The sequence below is a fragment of the Delftia sp. S65 genome (assembly GCF_016516495.1).
GTDB lineage: Bacteria > Pseudomonadota > Gammaproteobacteria > Burkholderiales > Burkholderiaceae_C > Comamonas > Comamonas acidovorans.
This window is the reverse complement of the sequence record NZ_JACVUR010000005.1, coordinates 180,830-204,275: the sequence shown is the minus strand read 5'-3', so window position 1 is coordinate 204,275 and position 23,446 is coordinate 180,830. Positions and strand designations below refer to the sequence as shown.

20 protein-coding genes are annotated in these 23,446 nt (G+C 68.0%); 17 read left to right on the top strand and 3 right to left on the bottom strand.

The window, feature by feature from the left end; genetic code table 11:
* Positions 1–155: 155 nt before the first annotated feature.
* The 5 genes from IAE24_RS07210 (at position 156) to IAE24_RS07190 (ending at position 9,815) form a co-directional block, all read left to right on the top strand.
* Positions 156–3,737: an indolepyruvate ferredoxin oxidoreductase family protein gene (locus tag IAE24_RS07210; protein ID WP_199962369.1), complete on the top strand. Its 3,582-nt coding sequence runs from the start codon at positions 156–158 to the stop codon at positions 3,735–3,737.
* Between the two features lie 331 nt (positions 3,738–4,068).
* Positions 4,069–4,404, top strand: coding sequence for a preprotein translocase subunit YajC (gene yajC, locus IAE24_RS07205; protein ID WP_012202771.1), 336 nt, complete (start codon positions 4,069–4,071; stop codon positions 4,402–4,404).
* Between the two features lie 91 nt (positions 4,405–4,495).
* The gene (gene secD, locus IAE24_RS07200; RefSeq protein WP_043825337.1) at positions 4,496–6,418 is read left to right on the top strand and encodes a protein translocase subunit SecD; all 1,923 of its coding nucleotides are present in this window, start codon (positions 4,496–4,498) and stop codon (positions 6,416–6,418) included.
* A gap of 13 nt (positions 6,419–6,431) precedes the next feature.
* Complete coding sequence (secF, locus tag IAE24_RS07195) at positions 6,432–7,382, top strand: protein translocase subunit SecF (protein WP_012202769.1); 951 nt, start codon at positions 6,432–6,434, stop codon at positions 7,380–7,382.
* A gap of 39 nt (positions 7,383–7,421) precedes the next feature.
* Positions 7,422–9,815, top strand: a complete 2,394-nt coding sequence (locus tag IAE24_RS07190; RefSeq protein WP_200016360.1) for a DUF1631 family protein — start codon at positions 7,422–7,424, stop codon at positions 9,813–9,815.
* A gap of 129 nt (positions 9,816–9,944) precedes the next feature.
* On the opposite strand, the gene dprA is transcribed toward IAE24_RS07190, so the two are convergent.
* Together dprA and IAE24_RS07180 are read right to left on the bottom strand one after the other, a co-directional pair.
* Positions 9,945–11,162 (bottom strand): DNA-processing protein DprA, encoded by a 1,218-nt coding sequence (gene dprA, locus IAE24_RS07185; protein WP_199962051.1) that lies wholly within the window; start codon positions 11,160–11,162, stop codon positions 9,945–9,947.
* Between the two features lie 25 nt (positions 11,163–11,187).
* Positions 11,188–12,393: a LysM peptidoglycan-binding domain-containing protein gene (locus tag IAE24_RS07180; RefSeq protein WP_063327532.1), complete on the bottom strand. Its 1,206-nt coding sequence runs from the start codon at positions 12,391–12,393 to the stop codon at positions 11,188–11,190.
* A gap of 199 nt (positions 12,394–12,592) precedes the next feature.
* Here IAE24_RS07180 and def point away from each other — a divergent pair, with 199 nt between their 5' ends.
* From def to IAE24_RS07140, 8 genes are all read left to right on the top strand, one after another.
* Positions 12,593–13,105: a peptide deformylase gene (gene def / locus IAE24_RS07175; RefSeq protein ID WP_012202765.1), complete on the top strand. Its 513-nt coding sequence runs from the start codon at positions 12,593–12,595 to the stop codon at positions 13,103–13,105.
* Positions 13,102–13,641: a hypothetical protein gene (locus IAE24_RS07170; protein WP_199962045.1), complete on the top strand. Its 540-nt coding sequence runs from the start codon at positions 13,102–13,104 to the stop codon at positions 13,639–13,641. The genes def and IAE24_RS07170 overlap by 4 nt, the downstream gene beginning before the upstream one ends.
* A gap of 35 nt (positions 13,642–13,676) precedes the next feature.
* Complete coding sequence (gene fmt, locus IAE24_RS07165; RefSeq protein WP_197944742.1) at positions 13,677–14,669, top strand: methionyl-tRNA formyltransferase; 993 nt, start codon at positions 13,677–13,679, stop codon at positions 14,667–14,669.
* Positions 14,666–15,532, top strand: coding sequence for an AzlC family ABC transporter permease (locus IAE24_RS07160; RefSeq protein ID WP_199962043.1), 867 nt, complete (start codon positions 14,666–14,668; stop codon positions 15,530–15,532). The genes fmt and IAE24_RS07160 overlap by 4 nt, the downstream gene beginning before the upstream one ends.
* Positions 15,532–15,867 carry an AzlD domain-containing protein gene (locus IAE24_RS07155; protein WP_012202761.1) on the top strand — a complete coding sequence of 112 codons (336 nt, stop codon included), beginning with the start codon at positions 15,532–15,534 and terminating at the stop codon, positions 15,865–15,867. The genes IAE24_RS07160 and IAE24_RS07155 overlap by 1 nt, the downstream gene beginning before the upstream one ends.
* A 202-nt stretch (positions 15,868–16,069) precedes the next feature.
* Positions 16,070–17,263, top strand: coding sequence for a phosphoglycerate kinase (locus tag IAE24_RS07150; protein ID WP_043783159.1), 1,194 nt, complete (start codon positions 16,070–16,072; stop codon positions 17,261–17,263).
* A 120-nt stretch (positions 17,264–17,383) separates the two neighbouring features.
* Positions 17,384–17,923: a hypothetical protein gene (locus IAE24_RS07145; protein ID WP_012202759.1), complete on the top strand. Its 540-nt coding sequence runs from the start codon at positions 17,384–17,386 to the stop codon at positions 17,921–17,923.
* On the top strand, positions 17,920–18,519 hold the full coding sequence (locus IAE24_RS07140; RefSeq protein ID WP_012202758.1) for a FlgO family outer membrane protein: 600 nt from the start codon (positions 17,920–17,922) through the stop codon (positions 18,517–18,519). Before IAE24_RS07145 ends, IAE24_RS07140 begins: the two co-directional genes overlap by 4 nt.
* Positions 18,520–18,593: 74 nt before the next feature.
* Here the strand turns inward: IAE24_RS07140 and IAE24_RS07135 are convergent, their stop codons facing one another.
* Positions 18,594–19,475, bottom strand: coding sequence for a DMT family transporter (locus IAE24_RS07135; RefSeq protein ID WP_034389732.1), 882 nt, complete (start codon positions 19,473–19,475; stop codon positions 18,594–18,596).
* A gap of 88 nt (positions 19,476–19,563) precedes the next feature.
* On the opposite strand from IAE24_RS07135, the gene pyrF reads away from it, so the two are divergent.
* The 4 genes from pyrF to IAE24_RS07115 all read left to right on the top strand — a co-directional run bounded on the left by pyrF (position 19,564) and on the right by IAE24_RS07115 (position 23,442).
* Positions 19,564–20,391, top strand: coding sequence for an orotidine-5'-phosphate decarboxylase (gene pyrF / locus IAE24_RS07130; RefSeq protein WP_012202756.1), 828 nt, complete (start codon positions 19,564–19,566; stop codon positions 20,389–20,391).
* 20 nt (positions 20,392–20,411) lie between these two features.
* A complete protein-coding gene (locus IAE24_RS07125) occupies positions 20,412–21,317 on the top strand; it encodes a LysR family transcriptional regulator (protein WP_199962042.1) in 906 nt (301 codons plus the stop codon).
* A gap of 156 nt (positions 21,318–21,473) precedes the next feature.
* The gene (locus IAE24_RS07120) at positions 21,474–22,457 is read left to right on the top strand and encodes a Bug family tripartite tricarboxylate transporter substrate binding protein (protein ID WP_043825320.1); all 984 of its coding nucleotides are present in this window, start codon (positions 21,474–21,476) and stop codon (positions 22,455–22,457) included.
* A 7-nt stretch (positions 22,458–22,464) separates the two neighbouring features.
* Entirely contained in the window at positions 22,465–23,442 is a 978-nt protein-coding gene (locus IAE24_RS07115) for a succinylglutamate desuccinylase/aspartoacylase domain-containing protein (RefSeq protein WP_199962040.1), read from the top strand.
* Positions 23,443–23,446: the final 4 nt, after the last annotated feature.

The window sequence follows — 23,446 nt, the reverse complement described above, 5'->3', positions numbered from 1 at the left end:
AATACTTGAAACAGCGCAAAGAAAGCAAAGACCTATCAGACGAGCACGAATACACTGAAAAAAGGCGATTTGGTTCAGACAACGAGTGCCGTGCATGCCTCTTTCCCGTTCCGGGCAGGACATGACAGGGCGCCGACCATCGATGGAGACAAGCCATGAATGCCCCACTGCCCGAAGACGTGCGCCGCGCCCTGGAGACGGTCACTCTCGACGACAAATACGCTCTGCAGCACGGCCGTGCATTCATGAGCGGAGTACAGGCCCTTGTGCGCCTGCCCATGCTGCAGCGCCAGCGCGACGCTGCAGCGGGCCTGAACACCGCAGGCTTCATCAGCGGCTACCGGGGCTCCCCGCTGGGCGGCTATGACCAGGCGCTATGGGCCGCGAAAAAGCACCTCGAATCCAACAACATCGTCTTCCAGCCCGGCGTCAATGAAGAGCTGGGCGCCACGGCCGTCTGGGGCACGCAGCAGCTGGATCTCTATCCCGAGACCAAGAAGTTCGACGGCGTCTTCGGCCTGTGGTACGGCAAGGGCCCGGGCGTGGACCGCTGCTCCGACGTGTTCAAGCACGCCAACATGGCGGGCACGGCCCGGCACGGCGGCGTGATCGCGCTGGCCGGCGACGACCACATCAGCAAGAGCAGCACGGCCGCCCACCAGAGCGACCACATCTTCAAGGCCTGCGGCACGCCGGTGTTCTTTCCCAGCAATGTGCAGGACATCCTGGACATGGGGCTGCACGCCTTTGCCATGAGCCGCTTCTCGGGCCTGTGGTCGGGCATGAAGACCATCCAGGAGGTGGTGGAGTCCTCGGCCAGCGTGTCGGTGGAGCCGGACCGCGTGAACATCATCCTGCCCGAGGACTTCCAGATGCCGCCCGGCGGCCTGCACATCCGCTGGCCCGATGCGCCGCTGGAGCAGGAACAGCGGCTGATGAATTACAAGTGGTATGCCGCCCTGGCCTATGTGCGCGCCAACCGGCTCAACCACAACGTGATCGACGGCCCCAACGACCGCTTCGGCCTGATCGCCAGCGGAAAGGCCTACAACGACATGCGCCAGGCCCTGGCCGACCTGGGCCTGGACGACGACACCTGCCGCCAGCTGGGCATACGCGTGCACAAGGTCAACGTGGTCTGGCCGCTGGAGGCCACCATCACGCGCGACTTCGCGCGCGGCCTGCAGGAAATCCTGGTGGTGGAGGAAAAGCGCCAGGTCATCGAATACCAGATCAAGGAAGAGCTGTACAACTGGCGCTCCGACGTGCGGCCCAACGTGGTCGGCAAGTTCAGCGATGAGCACGGCGGCGAATGGTCGGTGCCCAATCCCAGCCAGGACTGGCTGCTGCGCCCCAATGCGGACCTGACGCCGGCCCTCATCGCGCGCGCCATCGTCCAGCGCCTGACCAAGATCGGCGTGCCCGAACACATCGCCCAGCGCATGCACGAGCGCATTGCCGTGCTGGACGCCCGCGAGGCAGCGCTCAAGGCCGCCCAGAGCCAGCCCACGGGCGACCGCGTGCCATGGTTTTGCAGCGGCTGCCCGCACAACACCAGCACCCGCGTGCCCGAGGGCAGCCGCGCCGTGGCCGGCATCGGCTGCCACTACATGACGGTGTGGATGGACCGCTCCACCAGCACCTTCACGCAGATGGGTGGCGAGGGCGTGACCTGGGTGGGCCAGGCGCCCTTCACCAAGGACGCCCATGTCTTCGCCAACCTGGGCGACGGCACCTACTTCCACAGCGGCCTGCTGGCGATACGCCAGAGCATCGCGGCCGGCGTGAACATCACCTACAAGCTGCTGTACAACGACGCCGTGGCCATGACGGGCGGCCAGCGCGTGGGCGAGCGGCCCGAGGGCCACTCGGTGCTGCAGATCATGAACAGCCTCAAGTCCGAGGGCGTGGCCAAACTGGTCATCGTCACCGACGAGCCCGCCAAGTACGACGGCGTGCCGCTGGCCGAGGGCGTGACCGTGCACCACCGCGACGAGCTGGACCGCATCCAGCGCGAGTTCCGCACCCTCAAGGGCTGCACGGCCATCATCTACGACCAGACCTGCGCCACCGAAAAGCGCCGCCGCCGCAAACGCGGCACGCTGGCCACGCCCGACAAGACCGTGGTCATCAACGAATTGGTCTGCGAAGGCTGCGGCGACTGCTCGGTGCAGTCCAACTGCCTGTCGGTCGAGCCGGTGGAGACCGAGTTCGGCCGCAAGCGCCGCATCAACCAGAACACCTGCAACAAGGACTACTCCTGCGTGAAGGGCTTTTGCCCCAGCTTCGTCACCATCGAAGGCGGCCAGCTCAAGAAGCCCAAGAAGGAGAAGAAGGGCGACCTGTCCATGCTGCCCGCCATCCCGGAGCCCGTGCTGCCCGTGGCCGAGCAGGCCTGGGGCATCGTCGTGGCCGGTGTCGGCGGCACGGGCGTGATCACCATCGGCTCGCTGCTGGGCATGGCGGCCCACCTGGAGGGCAAGGGCGTGATCACCCAGGACGCGGCCGGCCTGGCGCAAAAGGGCGGCTCCACCTGGAGCCACATCCAGATCGCCAACCGTCCCGAGGCCATCTACACCACCAAGGTGGACATGGCCAAGGCCGACCTGGTGATCGGCTGCGACCCCATCGTCACGGCCACGCCGACCACCATGTCCGTGATGCAGCCGGGTCGCACCTTCGTGGCGCTCAACAGCCACGGCTCGCCCACGGCAGCCTTCGTCACCAACCCTGACTGGCAGGCGCCGGACGACCGCTGCGCCAGCGCCCTGGCCCAGGCCGTAGGCCCCGAGCTGCTGGGCAGCTTCGACGCCGAGCAGGTGGCCGTGCAGCTGCTGGGCGACAGCATCTACACCAACCCGCTGATCCTGGGCTACGCCTGGCAAAAGGGCCGCGTGCCGCTGTCGCACGCCGCGCTGATGCGCGCCATCGAACTCAACGGCGTGCAGGCCGACAACAACAAGGCCGCCTTCGAGTGGGGCCGCCGCTGCGCCCATGACCTGGCCGCCGTGCGCGCCCTGTTCCAGACGGCCCAGGTGATCCAGTTCGTCAAGAAGCCCTCGCTGACCGAGATGGTGGCCAAGCGTGTGGACTTCCTCACGGGCTACCAGAACGCCGCCTATGCAGCCGAGTACCAGGCCTTCGTGGACAGGGTCCATGCCGTCGAGCGCGGCGTGGCGGGCTCCGGCACGCGCCTGTCGGAGGCCGTGGCTCGATATCTGTTCAAACTCATGGCCTACAAGGATGAGTACGAGGTCGCGCGCCTGCACACCGATGCGGCCTTCAGCCAGCGCATCGCCGGCATGTTCGAGGGCGACTACCGCGTGGTCCACCACCTGGCGCCGCCATCGTCGGCCGGCAAGGACGAGCACGGCCATCTGGTCAAGAAGTCCTACGGTCCCTGGATGCGCAAGGCCATGGAAGTGCTGGCGAAGATGAAGGGCCTGCGCGGCACGGCGCTGGACCCCTTCGGCCGCACGCAGGAGCGCCGCACCGAGCGCGCCCTGATCCAGGAATACCGCCAGTGCATCGAAGGCCTGCTGGCCGAACTCACGCCCGAGCGCCTGGCGCTGGCCGTGGAGATCGCCAGCATTCCCGAGGACATCCGCGGCTACGGCCATGTGAAGGAGCGCAACCTGGCAGCGGCCCGCATCAAGTGGAAGGCGCTGATGGCACGCTGGAGCGCGCCTTCACGGGGTGCCGGCAGCACGGGCAAGCCCGCCGTCGGCGTCGCCTGAAACCACACGGACCGCCCCGCTCCAGGGGCCTCCTGTAAGATCGCTGCCGCCGCCCGCACCGCAAGGTGTGGGCGGCGCGGCTCCGTCAGGGTCCGTTCCATGGACCGTCAAGCCGGGCGCAAAAATCACGAAAAACCGCGCTCCACCCCTTTAAAAACGGCAGATGGCAGCCAGTTGCAGCCATCGTCGCCGAAAAACCCGCAGCCGCCAGATCCTGGCAGCCCATGTGGGTCAGGGCTGACGCATACAATGCTCCGTTCTCCTGCGCGGGCCCGTGCATACGGCGTGCGCAGCGACCCTTTTTCGACCTTCCAATCCTGGAGTCTTGCCCGTGTTTATTTCTTCCGCTTTTGCCCAGACCGCACCCGCAGCAGCAGCCTCCGGTGGCGACTTCATGTCGCAGCTGTACGGCATGGCACCGCTGGCACTGATGTTCGTGGTGCTGTACTTCGTGATGATCCGCCCCCAGATGAAGCGCCAGAAGGAGCACCGCTCCATGATCGAGGCGCTGGCCAAGGGCGACGAAGTGGCAACGTCCGGCGGCATCATCGGCCGCGTGACACGCATGTCCGAGCAATTCCTGCACATCGAGATCGCCTCGGGTGTGGAAGTCCAGATCCAGCGCAGCGCCGTCGTACAGGTGCTGCCCAAGGACACGCTGAAGTAAGCGCTGTCCCTGTCTTGCGGGTGTGCGGACCGCGCAGGCGGCAGCACACCCTTTTGTGCGTTGCTGTCTACAAAGAGCGAAGAGCGCGATCATGAACCGATATCCGGTCTGGAAGTACGCGATCATCGTGATCGCGCTGCTGGTGGGGGTGCTCTACACCCTGCCCAATTTTTTCGGTGAGGCGCCTGCCGTGCAGGTCTCCTCGGCCAAGGCCACCATCAAGGTGGACAACGCGGTGCTGCACAGGGTCGAGGAGGCCCTGAAGGCTGCCGATGTCAAGCCCGATGTGCTGACCATCGAGGGCACCTCGGTGCGGGCGCGCTTCAACACGCCCGACGAGCAGCTCAAGGCCAAGGACGTGATCCAGAAGGCCCTGATCCCCGATGCCAACGACCCGGCCTACATCGTGGCGCTGAACCTGGTGTCGCGCTCGCCGCAATGGCTCACGGCCGTCGGCGCCAAGCCCATGTACCTGGGCCTGGACCTTCGCGGTGGCGTGCACTTCATGCTGCAGGTGGACATGGCTGCGGCCCTGACCAAGAAGGCCGACTCCTTTGCCGGCGACCTGCGCACCTCGCTGCGCGACAAGAACATCCGCCACGGCGGCGTCTCGCGCAACGGCAACACCGTCGAGATCCGCGTGCGCGACGAGGCCATGCTCACGGCCGCACGCAATCTGGTCACCGACCAGTTCCCCGATCTGGCAGCCACCTCCGAGCCTGATGGCGCCGGCTTCAAGCTGCTGGCCTCCATCAAGCCCGAAGCCCTGCGCAAGGTGCAGGAACAGGCGCTCAAGCAGAACATCGTCACCCTGCACAACCGTATCAACGAGCTGGGCGTGGCCGAGCCCGTGATCCAGCAGCAGGGTCTGGACCGCATCATCGTCCAGTTGCCCGGCGTGCAGGACACGGCCAAGGCCAAGGACATCCTGGGTCGCACGGCCACGCTGGAAGTGCGCCTGGTCGACGAATCCTCCGAGGCGCGCGGCGCCGAGCTGGGCTCGGGCCCCGTGCCCTTCGGCTCCGAGCGCTACCTGGACCGCAACGCCCAGGCCGTGATCGTGCAAAAGCAGGTCGTGCTGACCGGCGAGAACCTCACCGACGCACAGCCCGGCTTCGACAGCCAGACCCAGGAACCCACGGTCAACCTGGTGCTCGATGCCAAGGGCGCGCGCATCTTCAAGGACATCACGCGTGAGAACGTGGGCAAGCGCATGGCCATCATCCTGTTCGAAAAGGGCAAGGGCGAGGTCGTGACGGCTCCCGTGATCCGCACCGAGATCGGTGGCGGACGCGTGCAGATCTCGGGCCGCATGACCACGGCGGAAGCCAACGACACGGCCCTGCTGCTGCGCGCCGGCTCGCTGGCCGCGCCCATGGAGATCATCGAGGAATACACCATCGGCCCCAGCCTGGGCGCCGACAACATCAACCGCGGCATCCACTCCGTGGTCTGGGGCCTGGTGGCCATCGCGGCCTTCATGTGCGTGTACTACATGCTGTTCGGCGTGATCTCCACGGTGGCCCTGTCGGTCAACGTGCTGCTGCTGCTGGCCATCCTGTCCATGCTGCAGGCCACGCTGACCCTGCCCGGCATCGCCGCCATGGCGCTGGCGCTGGGCGTGGCCATCGACTCCAACGTGCTGATCAACGAGCGCATCCGCGAGGAACTGCGCGGCGGCGTCTCGCCGCAGGCCGCCATCCATGCGGGCTACGAGAACGCATGGCACACCATCCTGGACTCGAACGTGACCACGCTGATCGCGGGCCTGGCGCTGCTGGCCTTCGGCTCCGGCCCGGTGCGCGGCTTCGCCGTGGTGCACTGCATCGGCATCCTGACCAGCATGTTCTCGGCCGTGTTCTTCTCGCGCGGCCTGGTCAACCTCTGGTACGGCCGCCGCAAGAAGCTCAAGAGCATCTCCATCGGCCAGGTCTGGAAGCCGGAAGACACCAGCCAGCTGCGCTCCGTGGCTGCCAAGGGTTCCAGCGTCGCCGATTCCGGCGCCAACAACTGAAAGGGGGAAGACCATGGAGTTCTTCCGCATCCGCAAAGACATCCCCTTCATGAAGTACGCGTTGGTCCTCAACGCGATCTCCTTCATCACCTTCGCGCTGGCCGTGTTCTTCCTGCTCACGCGCGGCCTGCACCTGTCCGTGGAGTTCACGGGCGGCACCGTGATGGAGGTGGCCTATACCCAGACCGCCGACATCGCCAAGGTGCGCGATACCGTCTCCAAGCTGGGCTACAGCGACGTCACGGTGCAGAACTTCGGCACGTCGCGCGACGTGATGATCCGCCTGCCCGTGCAAAAGGACGTGTCCTCCGCGCAGCAAAGCGAGCAGGTGCTCACGGCGCTCAAGAAGGAAGACGCCGAAGTCACGCTGCGCCGCACCGAGTTCGTGGGCCCGCAGGTGGGTGACGAGCTCATGCACAACGGCCTGATGGCACTGGGCTTCGTGGTGCTGGGCATCGTGATCTACCTGGCCATGCGCTTCGAGTGGAAGTTCGGCGTGGCCGCCGTGATCGCCAACCTGCACGACGTGGTCATCATCCTGGGCTTCTTCGCGTTCTTCCAGTGGGAGTTCTCGCTGTCCGTGCTGGCCGGCGTGCTGGCCGTGCTGGGCTACTCGGTCAACGAGTCGGTCGTGATCTTCGACCGTATCCGCGAAGCCTTCCGCAAGTTCCGCAAGCTCAGCACCACTGAGGTGATCGACCACGCCATCACCAGCACGATGAGCCGCACCATCATCACCCACGCCTCCACCGAGGCCATGGTGCTGTCCATGTTCTTCTTCGGCGGTCCCAGCCTGCATTACTTCGCGCTGGCTCTGACCATCGGCATCCTTTTCGGCATCTATTCCTCGGTCTTCGTGGCCGCCGCCATCGCCATGTGGCTGGGCGTCAAACGCGAGGATCTGATCAAGGCGCCCAAGGCTTCCACGGACCCCAACGATCCCAACGCCGGCGCCACTGTGTAAGCGAATGTTCTAGCTCCAGACCGGCTTACACTCGCGGGCATGCCCTCCCTGCCCACCCCTTCCAACGCGCCTGCTGGCACCCAGTCTTCACTGGGCCAGCAGGCGCGTTTGCATTGGGTGCGTGGACTGTGCAAGGGCCTGCCCGGCGTGGCCCAGCAGCTGCTGGCCCAGATGGAACAACAGGCCCAGGCTGTGGGCACCGCACGTGAAATGCAGGAGCGTCGCGAGGCCTGGTCCAGCTACCGCCAGCATCAGGCGGCCTGGCTGAATGCCTGCATGCAGGCGCTGCAGGGCGCACTGCAGCCGGGCAGGGCCACACCGGCCTCCGTGCCACAGCGCGGGGCGCTGCAGTTCGAACTGCTCAGCGACGATGTGGTGGAGAACAAGATCCTGGCCTCCCGCATGGCGCTGGCCATGGGGGAAACCACGGCACCCGTCTTCGATACGCTGCGCCTGCGCATGCAGGCCATCGAAAACCAGGAACTGCCATCCGACGACATTCTGCGCAGCGAGTCCGTGTGCCGCCATCTGGTCGAGCAATGGCTCGCCAGCGGCCTGCAGCGCGGCGATCTGCAGCGCGTGATCGATCTGCTGCAGACAGCCCTGGCACCGCTGCTGGTGGCCGGATACCAGGCGGCCCACCAGCTGCTGGACGGCCAGGGCGTCACCCGTTCGCAGGACGTGGCCATGCGGGTGCGGCGCACCGAGGGCGGCCACTCCACGCGCGCCATGGGCCTGGGCCCGGCCACGGCGCCTGCCTCGACCTCGCAGCCTTCCTCGGCCTATGCGCCCACGCAGATGGGTGGCGTGCCGGGCGCTGCCGCCTCCTATCCGCCCAACGGAGCACTGCCCCAGGGACAGATGCCCGTGGGCCTGACAACACTTTCGCGCGCACGCCACCGCGCCCATGAAGTCGTGGGCCAACTGCGCCGCCTGCTCATGCAGCCGGGCGTGGGCGTGCCGGGCCTGGTGCCCGGCGTGGGCGGCGTGGGCGGTGGCCTGCAGCAGGCCCCCGCATCGGCCGCGCTGACCCAGGCCCTGCTGGAGCAGCGCGTCGTGGCCCAGACGCAGTACCAGCAGATGCTGGCCCGGGGACTGACCACGCTGCAAATCGATGCCAGCCCGGCCGCCATCGGCCAGTTGGTGGGCCAGGTGCGCGAGCGCTCGGCCGAGCTCAAGCGCAAGGCCACCACCTCGGGTGAAAAGGCCACCATCGAGATCGTGGCCCTGATGTTCCAGGCCATCCTGACCGAGGACCGCATCCCGCCCTCGGTGCGCGTCTGGTTTGCCCGGCTGCAGGTGCCCGTGCTGCGCGTGGCCCTGGCCGAGCCGGAATTCTTCAGCAATCTGCGCCACCCGGCCCGGCTGCTGATCGACCGCCTGGGTTCGTGCGTGATGGGGTTCGACGCCTCCAGCATCAGCGGCAGCGCGCTGGAGTCGGAGATCCGGCGCATCGTCCAGGTCATCGAGCAGTACCCGGAGACCGGCCAGAAGGTCTTCGTGCTGGTGCTGCGCGAGTTCGAGGACTTCCTGGCGCGCTACCTGACCCAGTCGCAGGACAAGGCCAAGATCGTCAGCGTGGCCCAGCAGGTGGAGCAAAAGGAAACCTTGGCCATCCAGTACACGATCGAGCTGCGCCACCTGCTCACCGACATGCCGGTGCGCGAGGAGATCCGCGAGTTCCTGTTCAAGACCTGGACCGAGGTGCTGGCCCTGGCCGCCGTGCGCCACGGCGCCAAGGACGCGCGCACCATGCGCTTCAAGCAGGCCGCCAGCGAACTGGTCTGGGCCGCCAGCGCCAAGCCCACGCGCCAGGAACGCTCGCGCGTGATCCAGACGTTGCCGACGCTGCTGCAGACGCTGCGCGAAGGGCTGGCCCTGATCGGCGTCACGGGCGAGGTGCAGTCCGCACGCATCAAGCTGGTCACCGACACGCTGGCCGAAGCCTTCGTCTCCAAGACAGCGACCATCGCACCGGCCCGTATCGAGGCCATGGCCCAGCGGTTGTCCCATCTGGAGCAGTACATCAGCGAAGACGGCATGCTCGACGAGGACATGCCGCTGTCGCCCGAGAACATCGAGATGATCCTGGGCGTGGACACGGCCGGGCTCAACGTCATCCCGAGCACCAACACCCCCGTGGACCCGGTGATGCTGGAGTGGGCCACCTCGCTGGAGCCGGGCCGCTGGTTCACGCTGGACCACAACGGCGCGCGCATCCAGGTGCAATACACCTGGCGCAGCCGCCGCAAGCAGCTGCACCTGTTCGCCGCGCTCGATGGCACCTGCCACCTGCTGCAGCTGCGGCGCATGGCCTCCTACCTGCAGTCCGGCCTGCTGTCCGTGCATGACGAAGAGGCGCTCACCGTGCGCGCGACGCGCGATGCGCTGGAGAAGATTCAGGCGAACCCTGAAAGGCTAAGCTCCCCCTGAGGCGCTACGCGCCTTCCCCCTCTCTACCCGCTTCGCGGGGGAGGGGGACGATGCCATCGGCTAGGCGCCCCCACCGCGAGGCGGCTCTTGCTCGGCATCTCCCGCTTGGGGACGCGCCAGTTTTTGAGATCAGGCCTGGGCCAGGCGCTGGAACAGGCCGCCGGGCAGGCGCTCCACGCGGCCTTCCAGTTCCAGCTCCAGCAAGTGGGCCTGCAGGGCTGCGGCATCCATGCCTGTGCGGTCCATGAGCTCGTCCAGCGACAGCGGGTCGTGGGCCAGGGCGCGCAGGGTGGCGTCGTTCTCATGGTCCTGTGCGGACTGAACAGCTGCCGCTGCCGCCGCTGCTGCCGGTACGGGCTTGGCAAGCGGCAGGCGCACGGCCGTTCCCTGCAGCTCATCGAGCACGTCCTGCGCCGTTTCCACGAGCTTGGCGCCCTGGCGCAGCAGCGCATGGCAGCCGCGCGACTGGGGCGCGTGGATGGAGCCGGGGATGGCAAAGACCTCGCGGCCCTGTTCGCTGGCCAGCCTGGCCGTGATCAGCGAGCCCGATTGCAGGGCCGCCTCGACCACCAGCGTGCCCTGGGACAGGCCCGCAATGATGCGGTTGCGCTGCGGAAAGTGCGCGGCCATGGGGCCGGTGCCCAGCGGATACTCGCTGACGATCAGCCCATGGCTGGCCACTTCGCGGGCCAGGCCGATGTGGCGCCGTGGATAGACCTGGTCCAGGCCCGTGCCCACGACGGCAATGGTGACAGGCGCCGCCTGGGTGCCCGTGCGCAGCACCGCGCGCAGTGCGCCCTCATGGGCAGCGCCATCCACGCCCTGCGCCAGTCCGGAGACGATGCACAGGCCGGCCTCGGCCAGCGCCTGCGCCATGGCGCGCGCATTGGCCGCGCCCTGGACCGTCGGCCCGCGGCTGCCGACCATGGCCAGGGACTGTGGATAGGGGAACCAGGGGCCCGGCCCTGTCATGCAGCGCTCGCTGCCCTGCACATGCAGCAGCAGCGGCGGATCTTCGGTCTGCAGCAGCGACTGCGGATACTGGGGATGGCCCAGCGCAAGCACGGCATGCAACTGCCCGGAAGCGGGCTGGTCCAGCCATTGCGCCGTGGCCGTCACAAGCTGCTCCAGGCGCTGGGGCACGGTCTGCAGCGAATGGGCCTGTGCCGCCGTCACCAGGCCTTGCCAGACGGCTGGAGGGCCGCTCCAGATGTTCTGCGCGCCACCGCAGGCCGCCAGCAGGCGCCGCGCCGTGGTGCGGCCCACGCCGGGCGTCAGCAGCAGCCGAAGCCAGGCGGACAGCTCCTCGGCAGCGAGCCGGTCGGTGGACTGCAAGGCGGCCGCCATGGCGTTGCCGGCAGGCCGCTGGGGCTCAGGGAGCCGGCGAGGTCAGGCTGTCGCCCACCTCGACGCCGCGCCGTGCCTCCAGGATCAGCGCGTAGGAGACGCGGTCGAAGGTACGGAACACCATGGCATGGCCATTGCGTTCATCGGGCAGCTGCACCTGCTCCTTCTTGTCGCCCGTCTTGTCCACGATGCGCGCGCCACGGCGGCTCAGCTCCAGCACCGTGCCCACGTCCATGCCGTCCTGCGTGCCCTTGTTGATGGCAATGACCTGGTTGTTGGCCGCCCAGCGCACGGCCTGGTCGCCGTACAGGGACACCACATGGGCCTTCACGGCAGCCTGCGGCGCATGCGGCGCATAGTTCATGTAGGTTCGTTCCGGTGCGGGCAGCAGGCGGTCGCCAGCACGCATCTCGGTCTTGGCGCGCGACAGGTCCACCGTGGCGGGAGAGGCCTGCTCGTGCTTTTCGCCCTTGCTGTCCACGATCTCCAGCGAGGTCTCGCCCTCGATGAGATCGGCCAGGCCCAGGTACTTGGCCTCGTAGCCCAGCACCTCGCCGGAGATGGGGTCCTTGAGCGCCACCGCATCGCGGAAGACACGGTACTGGCGCGGCAGGCCGTCGCCCTTGCGCAGCGGCGCCTCGGCCGTGCCGCGTGCATAGGCGCGGTCACCGCTGGCCATGAGCACGCGCTCGTCCGTGGTGGCGATGAGGCGGGGTGCGCGCAGCAGCGTTTCGGCATCGACCACCAGCGGCTCGGCCAGGAAGGGCTCGATCAGATGGGGCTGCAGCGTGGGCAGGGCCGCCTGCGCCAGCGACTCGCTGCGCGTGCTCGGAGACACGCGCACCACACCGGGCTCGCCGCCGTCGCCCATGGGACGCGCCGTGCTCAGGCGGGCATAGCCATCACGCTTGTCCAGGTACAGCACCTGGCCCGGATAGATGAGGTGGGGATTGGCGATGGCCTGCATGTTCATGCCCCACAGCTCGGGCCAGCGCCAGGGACGGCGCAGGTACATGCCGGAGATGCCCCACAGCGTGTCGCCGCGCTTGACGGTGTAGCTGTCGGGCGCATCGGGCGCCAGCTCGCCCACGGGAACGCCCTGCTGGGCCACCTGCTGGGCGGCCGAGCGCTGCGATGCCGTCACCGGAAGCTGCTGCGCATGGGCCGCTGCGAACGCAGCGATCAGGGCCGTTGCGACAGTCCAGGTACGAGCTGTGGCGAATGCAGTCATGGAATTCCTCTTCTTGTGGCTGACGCAGCGTCCCTCCTAGGCACTGCGGCACGACCGATCTTGTCATGAACGGCCATACAGGTCTTACAAATCAGCAAAGATTCTGCGTGCAAGGCCATGAGAGGGCAACGCTTATTGCGTCGTCCCGCTGCGCCCAGGCAGAAAAGTGGCGAAAATAACGACATTCACCGACCACGCCATGTCCATTCTGCCCATTCTTTGCTATCCCGACCCCCGCCTGCACACCGTTGCCAAGCCGGTTGCCAAGGTCGATGACCGCATTCGCCAGCTGGTCCAGGATATGTACGCCACCATGTATGACGCCCAGGGCGTGGGCCTGGCAGCCACCCAGGTGAACGTGCACGAGCGCGTGGTCGTGGTCGATGTCTCCGAAGGCCGTGACGAGCCCTTTGCGCTGATCAACCCGGAACTGCTCTGGGCCAGCGAGGAAACGCAGCTGGGCGAAGAAGGCTGCCTGTCGGTGCCCGGCATCTATGACGGCGTCGAGCGCTCCACCGCCATCAAGGTCAAGGCGCTGGACGAGAACGGCAACGAACGCATCATCGAGGCCGAAGGCTTCAAGGCCATCTGCATCCAGCACGAGATGGACCACCTGATGGGCAAGGTCTTCGTCGAGTACCTGTCGCCGCTCAAGCGCAACCGCATCAAGACCAAGCTGCTCAAGCAGCAGAAACAGGCAGAACGCGCATGACCCACCTGCCAGCGCTTCGCTTCATGCCGCGCTGGAAGATGGACGGCGCGGGCCTCGTTGCCTGGGCGCTGCTTGCCCTGGCCTTTTCCTTGCTGCTTGCCGGCTGCGCCGTGCCCGAGTGGCAAAAGCCCGGCACGCCGCGCTCCGAGATCGAGCGCTCCATGGGCCGCCCGACCCTGAGCCTGCCACTGGACGGTGGCGGCACGCGCCTGGTCTACAGCCGGCAGCCTGCGGGCCAGCAGGTCTACCACATGGATTTCGACGCCAGCCAGCGCCTGGTGCGCGTGGAGCAGGCGCTCACCATCGAACGCTTCCACGCCCTGCGCAATGGCGAGGACACCCGCGAAAGCGTGCGTCAGCTCTTCGGCCCGCCTGCGCTGATCGAGAGGGTCTACAGTTTCAACGGCGACATCTGGACCTACCGTATTCTGGAAAATGGCATTCGCCGCCAGGCCCATGTGCATATCGACCCCGCCGGCGTGGTGCGCCGCGTGATGTTCACCGACGAAGTGTTCAACGACGACAACCGTCGTTGAGCCGGCACACCGTCCCACTGTCCCTACTGGATTGCATGAGAGTCATTTTTGCCGGCACGCCCGAGTTCGCGCGCGTTGCCCTTGAACGCCTGCTCGCCGCGGGCTTTACCGTCCCCCTGGTGCTGACCCAGCCCGACCGTCCCGCCGGGCGCGGCATGAAGCTGCAGGCCTCTCCCGTCAAGCAGTGCGCTCTGGAGCATGGCATTGCCGTGGCCCAGCCGCGCAGCCTGCGCCTGGACGGCAAATACCCCGAAGAGGCCGCCGCCGCCCGCGCCGCCATCGAAGCGGCCCAGGCCGATGTCATGGTCGTGGCCGCCTACGGGCTGATCCTGCCGCAGTGGGTGCTCGATACGCCCCCGCGCGGCTGCCTGAACATCCACGCCAGCCTGCTGCCGCGCTGGCGCGGCGCCGCGCCCATCCACCGCGCCATCGAGGCCGGCGATGCCGAGACCGGCGTCACCATCATGCAAATGGATGCAGGCCTGGACACGGGCGACATGTGCCTCATCGAGCGCCTGCCCATCACCGCCGACGACACCACGGCCAGCCTGCACGACAAGCTGGCCGACCTGGGCGGGCGCCTCATCGTCGAGGCGCTGGAGATGAGCGCCTGCGGCGGCCTGCCGCGCACGCCCCAGCCCGCCGAGGGCGTGAACTACGCGCACAAGATCGAAAAGGCCGAAAGCCAGATCGACTGGCACCAGGATGCCCAGGCCATTGCCCGGCGCCTGCGCGCCTTCAACCCCTTCCCGGGCGGCGCCACGCAGTACGGCGATGAAGCCATCAAGGTCTGGGAGGCTCACGCAGACCCCGCCGACCCCGCCGTCGCCGTGGCGGCGGCAGCGCCCGGCACCGTGCTGTCCGCAGGCGCCGACGGCGTGCGCGTGGCCTGCGGCCATGGCGTGCTGTGCATGACGCTGCTGCAGCGCGCGGGCGGCAAGCGGCTGGCGGCGGGCGATTTCCTGCGCGGCTTCGATCTGCCTGAAGGAGCCGTTCTGGACGGTGCTGCCAGCGGCGGCACGCCATGAACCTGCAGCCCCTGGTGGAGCGCGCACGCGGCATTGCGCGCGATCCCGCCTTCATGACCGGCGTGCGCGACATGTCGGGCACGGCGCTGGGCATAGGCGCCTGGGGCCTGGTCACGGGCGTGGCCATGATCAAGAGCGGCATGTCCCTGCCCCTGGCGCTGTTCATGGGCCTGCTGGTCTATGCCGGCAGTGCCCAGCTGGCCGTGCTGCCGTTGATGGCCGTGGGCGCGCCCATGTGGGTGGTCTGGTTCACGGCCATCTGCGTGAACCTGCGCTTCGTCATCCTCAGCAGCATGTGGCGCAGCTACTTTGCCCACCTGCGCCTGCGCCACCGCCTGGCCATCGCCTATTTCAGCGGCGACGTGATCTTCGTGGGCTTCATGAAGCGCTACCCCGATGCCCGGCCCCAGCCCGAGCAGCTGCCCTATTTCTGGGGTGCCGCCTCGACCAACTGGCTGGCCTGGCAGATACCGTCCACGCTGGGCATCCTGCTGGCCGACCAGGTGCCGCTGTCCTGGGGACTGGGCTTTGCGGGCGTGCTGGCCCTGATGGGCGTGCTCCTGTCCATGCTCAACGACCGTGCCACCTGGGTGGCAGGCGTAGTTGCGGCCAGCGCGGCCGTGGCGGCCTTTGCGCTGCCGCTCAAGCTCAATATCCTCGTGGCCATCGCGGCAGCCGTGGCCGCAGGCCTGCTGGCGGAAACGCTGCAGCAGCGCCTGCGCGCCCTGCAGGCGCCTGAAAAAGGGGAGCCAGGCCCGGTGATTCTCCCGCCCGATACGGCCCGCGGCGAGCGCCATGCCCGGCTGCCGCTGGACGAAGACGCCCGGCCCGTGGAAACAACCAAGAAAAAGGAAACGCTCTGATGGATCTGTCCTGGCTGTGGCCCTGGCTGGCCTGCGTGGGCCTGGCGGCCATCACGCTGTTCACACGCGCCTTCTTCCTGATTCCCGAGCGCGAGGTGCCCTTGCCGCAATGGCTCAAGCGCGGCCTCAAGTACGCGCCGCTGGCGGCCCTGGCGGCCGTGATTGCGCCCGAGATCGTGATGACCAACGGCCGGCTGATCTCCACCGTGGTCGATGCGCGCCTGCCGGCCCTGGCTTGCGCGGTCATGTATTTTTTTTACAAGCGCAGCATCATGGGAACGATCGCGCTTGGCATGGCGGTCTATCTGCCACTGCATATCGGCCTGGGCTGGTAGGCGCAGCGCGGGCGAGAGCGGCCGAGAGCGGCCGAGAGCGCCCGGCTCCCCGGCTGAAACCGGATTACAGGCGCTCCCGATGCCCCGGATCGCCGGTGCGCACGCCCGCTGCCGGGGCGGGTGCGCCGCCTACAATGGCCGCGCTTTACCTCTTTTTCGTTTCAATTCCATGGCGATCGCCACCGATCGCAACGCCGCCGTCATGAACATTCTCCGTTTCTCCGATCTGTGCGCCCAGGGCAAGGCCCAGGGCCAGCGCGTCTTCATCCGCGCCGACCTCAACGTGCCCCTGAACGATGCCGGCGAGATCACCGAGGACACGCGCGTGCGCGCCTCCGTGCCCGCCATCGAGATGGCACTGAAGGCCGGCGCCGCCGTGATGGTGACCAGCCACCTGGGCCGCCCCACCGAAGGCGAGTTCAAGCCCGCCGATTCGCTGGCGCCCGTCGCCCGCCGCCTGGGCGAGCTGCTGGGCCGCGAAGTGCCCCTGGTCGCCGACTGGGTGGACGGCGTGCAGGTGGCGCCCGGCCAGGTCGTTCTGCTGGAGAACTGCCGAGTGAACGTGGGCGAGAAGAAGAACAAGGAAGAACTGGCCCGCAAGCTGGCCGCGCTGTGCGACATCTTCGTGCACGACGCCTTCGGCACTGCCCACCGTGCCGAGGGAACCACCTACGGCATCGCCCAGTTCGCGCCCATTGCCTGCGCGGGTCCCCTGCTGTCGGCCGAGATCGACGCCATCACCAAGGCCCTGGCCAACCCGCGCCGCCCGCTGGCCGCCATCGTGGCCGGCTCCAAGGTGTCGACCAAGCTGACCATCCTGCAGTCGCTGGCAAAGAACGTGGACCAGCTCATCGTGGGCGGCGGCATTGCCAACACCTTCATGCTGGCGGCGGGCCTGAACATCGGCAAGAGCCTGGCCGAGGCCGATCTGGTCGGCGAGGCCCGTGCCGTGATCGACGCCATGGCCGCACGCGGCGCCGAGGTGCCGATTCCCACCGACGTGGTGGTCTCCAAGACCTTTGCGGCCGATGCGCCCGCCACCGTCAAGAAGGCCACCGAAGTGGCTGACGACGACATGATCCTGGACATCGGCCCCGAGACCGCCGCCCGCCTGGCCGAGCAACTGCGCAAGGCCGGCACCATCGTCTGGAACGGCCCCATGGGCGTGTTCGAGTTCGACCAGTTCGCCAACGGCACCAAGGTCGTGGCCCAGGCGATTGCCGAGTCCGACGCCTTCAGCATCGCCGGTGGCGGCGACACCCTGGCCGCCATCGCCAAGTACGGCATCGAGGACAAGGTCGGCTACATCTCCACGGGCGGCGGCGCCTTCCTGGAGGTGCTGGAAGGCAAGACCCTGCCTGCCTTCGAGATCCTGCAAAAGCGCGCCAACGGCTGAGCACGGCAACATCCGGATACGGGGCACTTTCTTGTCAGTGCCTCGCGGCGAAGCCACAATCGACACTTTGCGCAGCTGCAGCAATCCGCCGCAGCGCGCCCCCGCACCGAGGAGAAATCCATGCGATCGTTCAAATCCGCTGGCGGCCTGGCCCTGGCGGGCCTCTGCCTGGCCCTGGCGGGCTGCGTCAATGCACCGATGACCAGCTACTTCGAAGCCACGGCCCAGCCCAAGATCGGCGCTGCCGGCCACTGGGACTCCGTGGCCAACGATGTCGTCGCCAAGACGCTGGAAACACTGCAAAAGACCGGCATCGAGCGCACCACGCCGGTCCACGTGGCCCTGCCGGCCGAGCCCAGCCAGTTCGACAAGGGTTTTCGTGAGCTGATCATCACCAAGCTCGTGCAAAGCGGCGTGACCGTCATGCAACAGCCGGCCCAGGCCCAGCTGCAGGTGAGCTACGGCGCCCAGGTCGTGCGCCACGGCAAGCGCCTGCCCAACCCCGAACTCGTGCTGACGACGACGGTGGTGCGCAACAACCAGTACCTGGCGCGCAAGACCGACGTCTACTACCTCGAAAAGAGCGACGCCGTGCTGTTCACGGCCGAGGACGAGCGCCCCGAATTCCCCGCCAAGAACCTGAAGGTGGTGGGCCAATGACACTGCGCACGCCCCTCCTGCCTGCCGCACTGGCTGCGGCGGCCCTGCTGTCCGCCTGCGCCGTGCCCGCTCCTGCGACCACGCCCGAATCGTCGGCCGCGCGCCGCGGCGAGCCCACCTACCAGTCGGCCGCAGCCAACCCCTTCATCGCCAGCAGCCGCGCTGCCGTGGACGAGCTGGTCAAGGGCCTGAACACCGAGGAACTGGGCGAGGCGCCCGTGCTCGTGGCCACCGTGGTCAACGTCAACGACCTGACGCGCTCGGCCCCCCTGGGCCGCACGCTCAGCGAGCTGTACGCCTCCCAGCTGTCCGCCAAGGGCTACAACGTCAAGGAGCTGAAGCTGCGCGGCGATGTGTACGTCAAGGAAGGCACGGGCGAGCTGCTGCTGTCGCGCGAGATCAAGGACATCGCCCGCAACCACAATGCGGCCCTGGTCCTGGTGGGCACGTACTCGGCGGCTGCCAAGTACACCTATGTGAGCCTGAAGCTGGTTCGCACCGACGACAGCCGCATCGTGCGCAGCCACGACTACGCGCTGCCCAACAACATCGACATCCAGCGCCTGCTGGGCGCCCCGGCCACGGCGCAACGCTGAGGCCCTGCAGCCTGACTGCGCCCGCGTGCGCAGTCAGGCTGCGTCTTCTTCTCCCGATCTTCCCCTGCTTGCCCTCAGCGGCCGCGCGCCGGCCACAGCACCGAGGCGATGGCCACCACCATCAGCGCCACGGCCGTCCAGTCCTGCCAGTGCAGCACCTCGCCCAGCCACCAGGCGCCGCTGAACACGCCCAGTACGGGGATCATCATCACGCTCAGCGTGGACGCCACGGGCGGCAGGCTGCGCGCCAGGAAGAACCAGACCGTCTGGCCAAAGCCCAGCACCAGCACGCCGTTGAAGACGATGGCGCCCGTGGCCTGGGCGTCGGGCCAGTGCCACAGGTGGCGCTCGAAGACGAAGGCCAGCACCGTGAGCGTCAGCGCGGTCAGCGCCACCATCCACAGCGTCATCGTCAGCAGGGGCACGGGCACCTCGGCGCGGCGCAGCTTCTGCGTGCCGAAGGCCCAGCTCAGCGCGGCGGCCAGCATCAGGCCCACGCCGATGGGGCGGCTGCCCAGGGCGCCGACCTCGTGCCACAGCAGCAGGAGCACGCCCGCCAAGGCCGCCGCCACACCCGCCCAGGCACGCGGCGCCAGCCGGTCATGGAAGAACAGGCTGCCCAGCACGGCCGAGAAGATGGGCATGGTGTAGCCCAGGATGGCCGCCCGCCCGCTGGACAGCATGGGGATGGCAATGATGATCAGGCTGTTCCACAGCACCATGTTGAACAGCGTCAGCTGCGCCAGCCGGGGCCAATAGGCGCGCGGCACGGCCAGCGGCAGGCGGCGCCAGACCACGAAGGCCGCCAGGATGGGCAGCCCCACCCACATCGAGGCCATGCGGAAACTCAGCGGCGGGAAATGCTGCACGCCCAGCTTCATCACCGGCCAGTTGATGCCCCAGATCAGGGTCAGCGCGATCAGCAAAAGGATTTGTCGGGCGGTGAAGGCAGGCATAGGCCGCCGATTGTGCCCGCGGGCCGCCAGGCCCGCTGGATGCCCGGCGACAGGCCCCGGGAAGGGCCGATCGCTAAAATCGCGCCCCATGACCTTTCTCGACATGCTGCGCAATGCCACCGCCCAGAACCAATCCATGCTGTGCGTGGGCCTGGACCCCGAACCCAGCCGCTTTCCTGCGGCCATGCGCGGCGATGCAAGCAAAATCTACGACTTCTGCGCCGCCATCGTCGACGCCACGGCCGACCTGGTGAACTCCTTCAAGCCCCAGATCGCCTACTTCGCGGCCCACCGCGCCGAAGACCAGCTGGAAAAGCTCATGGCCCACATGCGCGCCGTCGCGCCCCATGTGCCCATCATCCTGGATGCCAAGCGCGGCGACATCGGCTCCACGGCCGAGCAATACGCCAAGGAAGCCTTCGAGCGCTACGGCGCCGACGCCGTGACCCTGTCGCCTTTCATGGGCTTCGACTCCATCACGCCCTACCTGCAGTACGAGGGCAAGGGCGCCTTCCTGCTGTGCCGCACCTCCAACCCCGGCGGCGACGACCTGCAGGCCCAGCGCCTGGCCGACCTGCCGGGCCAGCCCCACCTGTTCGAGCATGTGGCGCGCCTGGCCCAGGGGCCCTGGAACACCAACGGCCAGCTCGGCCTGGTGGTGGGCGCCACGCGCCCGCAGGAGATCGAGCGCGTGCGTGAATTCGCGCCCTCGCTGCCGCTGCTGATTCCCGGCGTGGGCGCCCAGGGGGGCGATGCCGTGGCCACGGTCAAGGCGGCGCGCATCGGCGGCGGCCCCATCATCATCAATTCCTCGCGTGCGGTGCTCTATGCATCGCAGGGCGACGACTTCGCTGCCGCCGCGCGCACCGCCGCCCAGGCCACGCGCCAGACGCTGCAAGACGCAGCCGCCGCCTGAGACGGCAGGGAAGCCCGGCCATGCAAGGCAAATGGCTGGAAGACTTCCTGCTGCTGGCCCAGGAGCGCAGCTTCACGCGCGCGGCCGAGCTGCGCCATGTCACCCATCCGGCCTTCGGGCGGCGCATCCGCGCGCTGGAGGCCTGGGCCGGCACGCCCCTGGTCGAGCCCGGCGGCGGCCCCGTGCGGCTGACGCCGGCCGGCGAAGCCTTCCGCGACACGGCCGAGCAACTGGTGCGCACGCTGGCCCAGTCGCACGATGAACTGCAGGCCGTGGCCGGGCGCCAGGCCCGCGTGATCACCCTGGCCACGGGACGCACGCTGGCGCGCACCATCGTGGCCGACTGGCTGACGCGCCACGGCAGCGTGCTGCAGACGGCCGAGCTGCGCGTGGTCACACGCACGCTGGACGAGACCGTGGCCATGCTGCAGCGCGGCGAAGTCAGCTTCACGCTGGTCTACCACCACGCCGCCATTGGCGTGCGCCTGGACGGCCGCCAGTTCAGCTACCTGACGGTGATGCAGGACAGGCTGGTGCCCGTGGCCCGCGCCGATGCCCAGGGCCGTCCGATGTACGAGCTGTCGGCCAGCCACCAGCCCGTCGCTCCCGTGCCCTACCTGGCCTTCTCCCACAGCATGGCCCTGGGCCGCCTGGTGGAAGACCACCTGGCCCGGCATCCGCTGGCGCCGCGCCTGCGCCGCTGCGTGGACTGCGACTCGGCCGACGCCCACTACGAATACGTGCTGCGCGGCCTGGGCCTGGCCTGGATGCCGTGGTCCATGGTGCGCGGCGACTGCCAGGCCGGCCGCCTGGCCGTGGCCGGCGACCCGGGCCTGGAAGTGCACTTCGACGTGCGCCTGTACCGTCCCAAGCGCCACCTGGGACCCGCGGCCGAGCAGTTCTGGAGCGACATCACGGGCGCCTGATGGGGTGCATGCATGCGCCCTCCTGGTGCAAACCCGCACCGCACTGTGGAGCAAGCGGGTTTTGGTGCTGCAATGGCTCCGCTTCGTGCCGAATCAGCACCAAATGCCTGGGTAGTCCTTCGCACAATCAATCTCATACATTTCAGGAATAACCCCATGCCCAGCAACTCCCTCCTGCGCCGCACCGCCCTGGCCTGCGGCCTGCTGATCGCCGCCACCGGCAGCGCCTTGGCCGACGATGCCGCCAGCTACCCCAACCGCGCCATCACCATGATCGTGGGCTACCCCGCCGGCGGCAGCACCGACCTGGTGGGCCGCTTCGTGGCCGATGGCCTGGCCTCGCGCCTGGGCCAGCCCGTGGTGGTGGAGAACCTGGGAGGCGCGGGCGGCGCCATCGGCGCGCAAAAGGCCGTCAAGGCCACGCCCGACGGCTACACGCTGTTCGTGGGCGCCAACAACGAGCTGGCCATCGCGCGGCTGATCAACAAGAGCATCAAGTACTCCATCGGCGACTTCACGCCCATCGGCATGATCGGCTCCCAGCCCATGGTGCTGGTGGCCTCGCAGAAGGCCGGCGTCAAGACAGCCGCCGAGTTCAGCGCCCTGGTGGCCAAGAACCCGGGCAAGTTCAGCTACGGCAGCTCGGGCGTGGGCACGGCACTGCACCTGGCCGGTGAAATGATCAAGGAGCAGGGCAAGCTGCACATGACCCACATCCCCTACCGGGGCGTGGCGCCCCTGACCACGGACCTGGTGGGCAACAACATCGAGTTCGGCATGTTCGTGCTGTCCTCAGGCCTGCCCCAGATCCGCGCGGGCAAGGTCATCGCCCTGGGCACGACGGAGGCCAAGCGCTCGGCCATCACGCCCGACATCCCGGCCCTGTCCGAGCTGCCCCAGTACAAGAACGTGGACATCAACGTCTGGTTCGCGCTGATGGCGCCCAAGGGCCTGCCCGCACCCGTGGCCGCCAAGGTCAAGAAGGCGCTGGACGAGACCATGGCCTCGCCCGAGTTCCGCAAGAAGATGGAAGAGGCAGGCTCGGTGGTGGCCGATCCCAAGACGGATGCCGGCAAGTACATCAACGCCGAGATCGCCAAGTACACAAAAATCGTCCAGTTTGCCCACATCGAGAACTGAGCCAGCCATGGACGCTTTGCAATTTGACCTTCCCCTGCCCGACCTGAGCGCCTGGCGCGCAGGCAATACCGGTACCGAGGGCGTGTGGCAATTCGACTCGGGACGCCCGGGCCGCCACGTGATGATTTCCGCGCTGGTGCACGGCAACGAGATCTGCGGCGCCTGGGCCGTGTCCGGGCTGCTTCAGGCCCTGAACAACGGCCTGGCGCTGGACAACGGCCGCCTGACCCTGGTGCTGGCCAACCTCGATGCCTTCGACCGCTTCGACGCGGCCAGCCACGATGCCTCGCGCTTCGTGGACGAGGACATGAACCGCCAGTGGATAGACGCACGCATCGACGAGGGCAGCACCCGCGAGCGCCGCCGCGCCGCCGCGCTGCGCCCCTTCGTGCAGCAGGCCGACTGGCTGCTGGACCTGCATTCCATGCACGAGCCCTCGGCCCCGCTGCTGCTGACCGGCATGCAGCCGCGCAACCGCGATCTGGCACGCCAGATGGGCGCGCCGGCGAACATCGTCGTGGATGCCGGCCACAAGGACGGCACGCGGCTGCGCGACTACGGGCGCTTCGGCCTGCCCGACGCCGAGGCCGGCGACTCGCGCTCGCTGCTGATCGAATGCGGCTTCCACGGCGATCTGGCCAGCCGCGACGTGGCGCACGACCAGTGCCTGCGTTTCCTCGAAGTGGCCGCCATCTTCGACAACGGCGCGCTGCACGCCGCCCTGCCAGGCTGGAAGCAGGCCGACGCACCGGCCCAGTGGGCGCTGGAAGTCACGGCGCCCGTGGTGGCCAAGAGCAGCGGCTTTCGCTTCACGGCGCCGTTCACGGGGCTGGAGCGCTTCGAGAAGGCCGGCACGGTGATCGGCGACAACGATGGCGAGCCGGTGATCACGCCCTATGGCGACTGCGTGCTGGTCATGCCCTCGGTGCGCCAGGCGCGCGCGGGCGTGACCGTGGTGCGCTTCGCCAGGCGCTCGCCGCTCTGAACGG